The organism is uncultured Dubosiella sp. (assembly GCF_964018005.1).
GTDB classification, from domain to species: Bacteria; Bacillota_I; Bacilli_A; order Erysipelotrichales; family Erysipelotrichaceae; genus Dubosiella; species Dubosiella muris.
In genome coordinates this window covers 1-1,266 of record NZ_CAXHOA010000049.1, presented here as the reverse complement: position 1 = coordinate 1,266, position 1,266 = coordinate 1, and the positions used below count along the sequence as shown (strand labels likewise).

The window sequence follows — 1,266 nt, the reverse complement described above, 5'->3', positions numbered from 1 at the left end:
ATTTTTTTTGCCAAAAGTCTTTTTAATTCTGATCCAATAATTCCTTTTTCTAGATTTTTTGCACAAATTTCATAATCGTCCTGCGTAGCAATAATCGATCCGATATTACTAATTGAACCATGTATTTTTAAAACACTTCGATCATTTTCATCCCAAACTCGATAATCTGCTGGTGTTACAATAGGGGTAGCTGCACAGTAGCTTTCAAAATATGTGTCCCAATTCGTTGTAATAATCGTCCGAATATAATACTGTTCTGCTAGCTCCTTATGAAATCTAGTTGCCAAATTTTCAATTTCTGGAAAAGAATGAATATAGTTAAAACGATTTTTTATTTTTTTAATCAACTTAACACGCCCATCTGGTTTATCACAATATAACTGCATGAGCTCACTAAAAGATAAGTTATTATCTTTCACGTTTAACTCATCTTGAACCTCTTCGTAAAACGAAAAAGGCAAAACCGTTTTATTTTCTGTGCTTATTCCAGCTCCACAAAATAATACTAATTCTCCATTTTTTGCCGCCTCAATCACTTCTTTAGGCATTATAAATTTCCTTTGATTTTTACAGATATCGCATTCACAATTCATATTTTTATTAACCTTTTCTTCACATGCTCAATGCCACATAAAACTTCTGCACATAGTTGTTATCAATTGCTGTTTGAAGTTCCTCATGGTATTTCGGCTCCTTTACAATTTCCACTAATTCCTTGTTTCTTTTTTCCAGTCTTTCGATTACTTCTTCAGAAGGAATGGAATTACTCTTAGAAGAATTAACGGATTTAGAAGTAATAACTAAATTCCAAATATCGTCACTATACATAAATGACCATGGAATAACATGATCTATTGAAATATCATTTTCCTCTAGCACTTTTCCTGTATAGAAATCAATGATGTTTCCATCTTTCATTTGTGATAAAAGAATATGCTTGAATTTCGATAAGTTATTTCTTCGAATCTTAGCATCTGAAATGCCTTTTACTTTTAGAGCAATCTTAGGAGCACTATTGAACTTCTCTAAAAGTTGCGCCCACTTATAATTCATAAGCTGCGATAAGATAAACGCATAATCCTTTAACTGCTTTATCTCTTCCGAAGTAAATGTTACTATCATCGCTTTTCTATCTAATCGATAAATATCCAAATCAACCAATCTTTGATGATGATCTCTTTTGATTCGTTTAAAGCGCCAGCAAACATCATGTTCTAAGGTCTTAGCAATCGCATTGATTCGTTTTTGATAAAAATTAGGATCTGA

2 protein-coding genes are annotated in these 1,266 nt (G+C 31.9%); both read right to left on the bottom strand.

The features are described 5' to 3' along the window. Positions 1-548: SIR2 family protein (locus tag ABNS49_RS13695; RefSeq protein WP_348688293.1), on the bottom strand; the 548-nt coding region annotated here is incomplete at its 3' end. 64 nt (positions 549-612) lie between these two features. Continuing rightward, positions 613-1,266: HNH endonuclease domain-containing protein (locus ABNS49_RS13690; RefSeq protein WP_348688292.1), on the bottom strand; the 654-nt coding region annotated here is incomplete at its 5' end.